The sequence below is a fragment of the Pseudomonas avellanae BPIC 631 genome (assembly GCF_000444135.1).
Lineage (GTDB): Bacteria > Pseudomonadota > Gammaproteobacteria > Pseudomonadales > Pseudomonadaceae > Aquipseudomonas > Aquipseudomonas avellanae.
The window spans coordinates 1-6,797 of record NZ_ATDK01000280.1; the positions used below are offsets into that span (position 1 = coordinate 1).

Here is a 6,797-nt window from a genome sequence, read left to right on the forward strand (position 1 = left end):
GTGATGCGTTCTTCAATGCTGAGTTCATGATATGACATAGGTTCACCGTACCGGATTGGTCAGGTGTTGCGCTCAGTTTTTGCCGCCGCCCCTTATATGAATGAAATGTGAATAAACCAAGTGCATTAAAAAAGATGAGAACGGATGCACATCTGTTGCGGTGCTGAACGAGTTCGCCAGTGTTATTTTGGTTCTCAGTGAGGAAGCTGGATACCAAACGTATTGGCCCCGTGTGCACTGTTCACAAATACGCTACCGCCGTGCATCAATGCAATGGCCTTGACGATGGCCAGCCCCAGGCCATGATTGGCACCGCTGTTGCTGCGTGAGGCATCGACCCGATAAAAGCGCTCGAAGAGTCTGGGCAGATGTTCCTGGGCGATTTGCGCGCCCGGATTGGTCACGCCGATACTCACATGCGCCTCGCGCGACTCGATACAGACCTCGATGACTTGCCCGGCCTCGGTGTGCTGCACGGCGTTATGCAGAAGGTTGATCAGGGCGCGGCGCAGGTGAGGTTTTTCAATCGGTGCGCTGGCATCGCCCTGAACCCGAACCTGCACTTGCGCGTCTTCCAGAATGAAGTCCAGGTAATCCAGCGTCGTCGCCACTTCTTCGGCCAGTGACGCACAGGTCAGCGCCTTGACCTTGGTGCCCTGATCGGCGCTGGCCAGAAACAGCATGTCGTTGATGATCGAACGCAGGCGTTCGAGCTCTTCAAGGTTGGATTGCAAGACCTCGAAATAATGCTCGGCGGAACGGCCGCGGGTCAGCGCCACCTGGGTTTGACCGATCAGGTTGGTCAATGGTGAGCGCAGTTCATGGGCTACATCGGCGTTGAACGACTCCAGCCGCGAGTAGGCCTGCTCGACGCGTTCCAGCGTGGAGTTGAACGAGGCGACGAACTGCTCGAGCTCCGGTGGCAACGGTGAGAGTTGCAGGCGCCCGGACAGGCGTGGCGGGGCCAGCTTCTGGACTTCCTGCGAGAGGCTGGCCAACGGGCGCAGGCCGATGCGCGCCACCCAGTAACCCAGCGCCGACGCCAGCAGCACGCCCAGTGCGGCCATGCTGATCAGTGCGACCAGCAGCGAGTGCTGGGTGTGCCAGAAGGTTTCGGTGTCGATGGCGGTAAGAAAACGCAGCGCCGGGCGCTGTTCCTTGGCCGGGAATTCGCTGACCAGCACCTTGAAGGCGAACGGGTGATCGGCCAGCTTCAGGTCATGCATGCCCGGCGCGCCTTGCGCGAATCGGCGAATGTTCGTGTCCGGGTTGCCGAATTCATACAGCGGGTTGTCGCTGACGACCCAGAAACGCAGGCGCTTGTCTTCTTCGCTGAGCAACTCCAGTTTTGCCTTGATCTTGCTCCAGTGCTCGGGATTGCCGAAACGCCCGACGGCCGATTCCAGCACGCTGTAACGCGCATCCACTTCGGCGCGCGGCAGCAGGTCGAGGCTCTTGTCGACCTGCAGGTACAAGGCCCAGCCGATCAGCAGGAAAACCACCAGCGCGACCAGCGCAAACAGGCCGCTCAGGCGCAGGGCAATCGAATCAACCCGCACTGCGGTTCTCCAGCACATAGCCCATGCCGCGAATGGTGTGCAGCAGTTTGTGCTCGTGAGGACCGTCGAGCTTGGCGCGCAGGCGCTTGATCGCCACTTCGACCACGTTGGTGTCGCTGTCGAAGTTGATGTCCCAGACCATCTCTGCGATTGACGTCTTGGACAGAATGTCGCCCTGACGCCGGGCCAGCACACTGAGCAGCGAAAACTCCTTGGCGGTCAGGTCCAGTCGTGCTCCGGCGCGGGTTGCCTTGCGGCTGATCAGGTCGATCCACAGGTCAGCGATGGTGATCTGCACCGGTTCGTGGCCCCCGCTGCGGCGGGTCAGGGCTTGCAGGCGGGCGACCAGTTCCAGAAACGAAAACGGTTTGCCGAGGTAATCGTCGGCCCCTTCGCGCAGGCCGCGAATGCGATCATCGACCTGTTCGCGAGCGGTCAGCATGATCACCGGCGTTTGCTTGCGCGCGCGCAGTGCCCGCAACACGCCAAACCCGTCGAGCCCCGGCAGCATTACGTCGAGAATGACGATTGCGTGGTCATTCTCCAGCGCCAGATGCAGGCCTTCGATGCCGTCGCGGGCCACGTCCACCGTATAGCCCTGTTCGGTCAGGCCACGGCGCAGGTAGTCTGCGGTTTTCTCTTCGTCTTCGATGATCAGCACGCGCATCGGGCGATTCTCACTTGTGAAGGGCCAGCGCCGGTGCGCCGGGCGTCGGGTGGCGGCGATGAAACAACCGCTCCAGTTGCAGGTAGATGACCGGCGTGGTGAACAGCGTCAGCATCTGGCTGACCAGCAGGCCGCCGACCACGGCGATCCCCAGCGGCTGGCGCAACTCGGCACCGACACCGAAACCGAGCATCAGCGGCAGCGCACCCAGCAGCGCGGCGAGGGTGGTCATGATAATCGGTCGAAAGCGCGTGATGCAGGCCTCATAAATCGCCTCGTGCGGCGTGAGGCCCTGTTCGCGCTGCGCCTGCAAGGCAAAGTCCACCAGCAGAATACCGTTCTTCTTGACGATGCCGATCAGCAGCACCACACCGATCAGGGCCATGATCGAGAAGTCCTGGCCCATCATCCACAGCAGCAACAGCGCGCCGATACCGGCCGAAGGCAGGGTGGAAATAATGGTCAGCGGGTGCACGAAGCTCTCATACAGCACACCCAGAATGATGTACACCGCCACCAGCGCTGCGAGAATCAGCCACGGCTGGTTGGCCAGCGAACTCTGGAATGCCTGTGCCGCGCCCTGAAAGCTGCCGATGATCGCGGCCGGCATGCCGATCTCGATTTTGGCCTGATCAAGCATGCGCACCGCGTCGCCCAACGCGACCCCGGGAGCGAGGTTGAATGACAGGTTGGCCGCCGGGAACATGCCGTCGTGGCTGATCGAAAGCGGTCCCATGCGTGGCGCCCCGACCTTGGCCAGCGCCGACAGCGGCACCATTTCATTGGTCAGCGGTGAGCGCAGGTAGAAGTACGCCAGGCTTTCGGCCTTGCCGCGCTGCTGGGCATCCAGTTCAAGAATGACCTTGTACTGGTTGACCTCGGTCTGATATTCGCTGATCTGCCGTTGGCCAAAAGCATCGTACAGCGCCTGATCGACATCGGCAGTGGTCAGGCCGAAGCGCGCGGCGGCGCTGCGATCGATATCGATGTGCGTCACGCTGCCGCCCAGTTGCAAGTCGTTGGACATGTCGCGGAACGCCGGGTTGCTGCGCAGCTTTTCGGTCAGGCGTTGCGTCCAGGTGTTGAGCAGCGCGCCGTCATTGCTTTTGAGCACGTACTGATATTGGCTGCGGCTCGGACCGGAGCTCAGGTTGATGTCCTGCCCGGCGCGCAGGTACAGAACAATGCCCGGCACCTTCGCCAGCTTGGGACGCAGGCGGTCGATGAACTCGCTGACCGACACATCACGTTCGGACTGCGGCTTGAGCGAGATCCAGAAGCGGCCGTTGGCGATGGTCTGGTTGCTGCCTGACACCCCCACCGAATGAGAGAACGCCAGCACCGCAGGGTCCGCGCCGACGATCTTCGCCAGTTGCAGGTGTTTTTCGACCATGTCCGGGTAGGAAATATCGGCAGCGGCTTCGGTCGTCCCGAGCGCAAACGCGGTGTCCTGAACCGGAAAGAAGCCTTTGGGTATGAGGACGTAGCCGACCACCGCCAGCACCAGGGTCAAGCCGAACACGCCGAGCATCAGCCGCTGATGGGCCAGCGCCTTGCGCAAGCCTCGCTCGTAGGAGGCCAGTAATCGTTCGCCGAACCCTGGTTTTTGGTGCGGGTTGTGGGTGGGGGCACGCATGAACAAGGCCGCCAGCGTCGGGGCCAGGGTCAGGGAGACGACGACCGAGATCAGGATGGTCGCTGTCGCCGTCAGCGCAAACTCCTTGAACAGCCGCCCGACCACGCCGCCCATGAACAGCAGCGGAATGAACGCGGCCACCAGCGAGAAGCTGATCGACACGACAGTAAAGCCGATCTCCCCCGAGCCTTTTATGGCCGCCTCACGCATGCCTTGTCCGGCTTCAAGATGGCGGTGGATGTTCTCGACCACCACGATTGCGTCGTCCACCACGAACCCGACTGCGACGACGATGGCCACCAGCGTCAGGTTGTTCAGGCTGAAGCCGAACATGTACATCATCGCGAAGCTGGCAATCAGCGACACCCCCAGCACCGCGCTGACGATCAGCGTGGCCGAGAGCTGGCGCAGAAACAGCGCCATGACCGCGACCACCAGCAAGACCGCGATCAGCAGGGTCATTTCCACTTCATGAAGTGAGGCACGAATGGTCCGGGTACGGTCGTTAAGCACCGACACATCGACCGTGGCCGGAAGCATTTCTTGCAAGCGTGGCAGTTCGCGCTGGATGCGGTCCACGGTCTCGACAATGTTGGCGCCGGGCTGACGGAAGATGGCGATGTTGACACCCTGCTGGTCGCCGGACCACGCCTTGACGTAGGCGTTTTCCGAACCTGCGACCACTCGGGCGACGTCCTTGAGCTGGACGGGGGCGCCGTTCTTGTAGGAAACGATCAGTTGCGCGTAGTCCTGCGGTTTGAATAGCTGGTCGTTGGATGACAGGGTCGAAATACTGTCCTTGCCATACAGCGCACCTTTGGCCAGGTTAAGGCTGGTCTGCTGCACGGCGAGGCGGATGTCTGCCAGGGTCAGGCCCAGCGCGGCCAGTTTTTCCGGCGCGGCCTGCACGCGGATCGCCGGGCGTTGCTGGCCGGTGATGAACACCTGGCCCACGCCCTCGATCTGGCTGAGCTGGCGCGCCAGAATGGTTTCGGTGACGTCACTGAGTTCGGTGCCGGGCATCAGGCTGGAGCTGACACTCAGAATCAGCACCGGGCTGTCCGCCGGGTTGACCTTGCGCCAGGTCGGCAGGCTGGGCATGTCGGCGGGCAGGCGTCCTGCCGCCGTGTTGATCGCTGCCTGGACTTCCTGGGCGGCGGTGTCGATGCTCTTGTTGAGGGTGAATTGCAGGGTCAGGTTGGTAGACCCCAGCGCGCTGCTTGACGTCATCTGGGTCATGCCGGGTATCGCGCTGAACTGCACTTCCAGCGGCGTCGCAACCGAGGACGCCATGGTTTCCGGGCTGGCACCGGGAAGCTGCGCGGTCACCTGAATGGTCGGGAATTCGGCTTCCGGCAACGGCGCGATCGGCAGGCGCGGAAAGGCAATGACCCCCAGCAGCACTATCGCGAAGGTCAACAACAGCGTGGCGACCGGGTGGTCGATGCACCATGCCGAGACCAAACCGCGGCCATTCATCGTGCCAGCTCCACGGGTACGCTCGCAACTTCCGGGGCGGGTGCGGTGACCACTTCGACCGTCGAACCCGGCCTCAACCGCGATTGGCCATCACTGACCAGCACGTCGCCAGCCTGCGGCCCGCTGATCAATGTCTGCTCGCTGTCCTGATACAAAACCTTGACCGGTACCACTTCCACTTTGTTATTGGCCGTGATCCGATAGACAAAGTGTTGGTCAATGCCGCGCTGTACCACCTGGGGCGGCACCTTGAGCGAGTTGAGTTCGATACCGGTCTGAATCTTCACGGTGACCAGTTGCCCTGGCCAAAGCTGTTCGCCGGGGTTTTTGAACTGGGCTTTGGCGCGGATTGTGCCGGTGGTTGCCGACACCTGATTGTCGATCAGCGATAGCGTGCCTTCGCCCAGCAGCAGGCCATTGGTTGCCCCGTCGCCCTGATAAGCTTTGACCGCAGCAGCGCTGTGCGCGGCAACAAGCCCTTGCAGTGTCGGCAGCATTTGCTGTGGCAGGGAAAACTCGACGGCAATCGGGTCGATCTGTGTGACCGAAAATAATCCCTCTGCATCGCTGACACGCATGAAGTTGCCTTCATCGACATTACGAATGCCGACCCGGCCTGTCACCGGCGAGCGAATCTGCGTGTAGGAAAGCTGCACCTGCGCAGCATTGATGCTGGCCTCGTTGCCTTGCGCAGTGGCCGCCAGTTGCCTGACCAGCGCTTGTTGCTGATCGAAAGTCTGACGCGAAATGCCGTTGTCTTCAGTGAGCTGGCGATAGCGTTTGAGGTCCAGTTGCGCGACGTCCAGCTGCGCCTTGCTCTGCGCCAGCTGGGCGCGGGTCTGTTCCAGCGAGGCGCGGATGGAGCGATCGTCGAGCGTCGCCAGCAATTCGCCGGCCCTGACCTGTTGACCCTCCCTGACCAGTACGCGGGTCAGCACGCCGTCCACCTGAGGGCGGATCACCACGCTTTGCAGGGACAGTACCGAGCCGATCCCCGTCACGAAACGAGGCACGTCCTCCATGCTCACGGTGATGACCTTGACCGGCACCGCTGTGGTGACATTTTTCGGAAGGGTGGCAGGGCGTGTCAGCTTCCAGCCGGCGATTGCCGCGCAGGTGATCAGCAGGGCTACGGCGGTAACGGTCAGGGTCGATCTGCGCATATGAAGAAAACGCCAAATGTCGGTACGGGAGTCATGTTTTTTGTCTGCTTCCTTATAGCCTGCAAACCCGGTCAGCAGAATGACTTTCAGCTGTCAGGTTTGTCAGAAAGCCTCCACCGGGCGCAGCGTCCAGTCAAGAAAAGTCAGTATCGGGCGATATCCATGTTGAAGGGATATCTGTCCACATGTTTATAAAGTCCTAGGATTTTCCCTACATTTTCCTAGGGTCTGTTCCCGTTTCGACGTAACCTATTGATCCCTATGAGAACAGGCCCGTATTGTTGGAGTTCTCA

General features: G+C 61.2%; 4 protein-coding genes. All 4 read right to left on the reverse strand.

Going from position 1 to position 6,797, the window contains the following annotated elements:
- Window positions 1-194: 194 nt before the first annotated feature.
- Genes DW49_RS0116545 through DW49_RS0116560 form a run of 4 tightly spaced genes read right to left on the reverse strand, consistent with a single transcriptional unit; the run spans window position 195 to window position 6,504 of the window.
- Entirely contained in the window at window positions 195-1,559 is a 1,365-nt protein-coding gene (locus DW49_RS0116545) for a heavy metal sensor histidine kinase (protein WP_005615532.1), read from the reverse strand.
- On the reverse strand, window positions 1,549-2,226 hold the full coding sequence (locus DW49_RS0116550; protein WP_003375880.1) for a heavy metal response regulator transcription factor: 678 nt from the start codon (window positions 2,224-2,226) through the stop codon (window positions 1,549-1,551). Before DW49_RS0116550 ends, DW49_RS0116545 begins: the two co-directional genes overlap by 11 nt.
- A gap of 10 nt (window positions 2,227-2,236) precedes the next feature.
- Window positions 2,237-5,341, reverse strand: coding sequence for a multidrug efflux RND transporter permease subunit (locus DW49_RS0116555; protein WP_005615536.1), 3,105 nt, complete (start codon window positions 5,339-5,341; stop codon window positions 2,237-2,239).
- Window positions 5,338-6,504, reverse strand: coding sequence for an efflux RND transporter periplasmic adaptor subunit (locus tag DW49_RS0116560; RefSeq protein WP_005615539.1), 1,167 nt, complete (start codon window positions 6,502-6,504; stop codon window positions 5,338-5,340). Before DW49_RS0116560 ends, DW49_RS0116555 begins: the two co-directional genes overlap by 4 nt.
- Between the last annotated feature and the right edge of the window lie 293 nt (window positions 6,505-6,797).

What these genes read in the sequence shown, in the direction of transcription:
- DW49_RS0116555 (WP_005615536.1), bottom strand. Translation starts at nt 5,341, where the DNA reads ATGAATGGCCGCGGTTTGGTCTCGGCATGGTGCATCGACCACCCGGTC.
- DW49_RS0116560 (WP_005615539.1), bottom strand. Translation starts at nt 6,504, where the DNA reads ATGCGCAGATCGACCCTGACCGTTACCGCCGTAGCCCTGCTGATCACC.
- DW49_RS0116550 (WP_003375880.1), bottom strand. Translation starts at nt 2,226, where the DNA reads ATGCGCGTGCTGATCATCGAAGACGAAGAGAAAACCGCAGACTACCTG.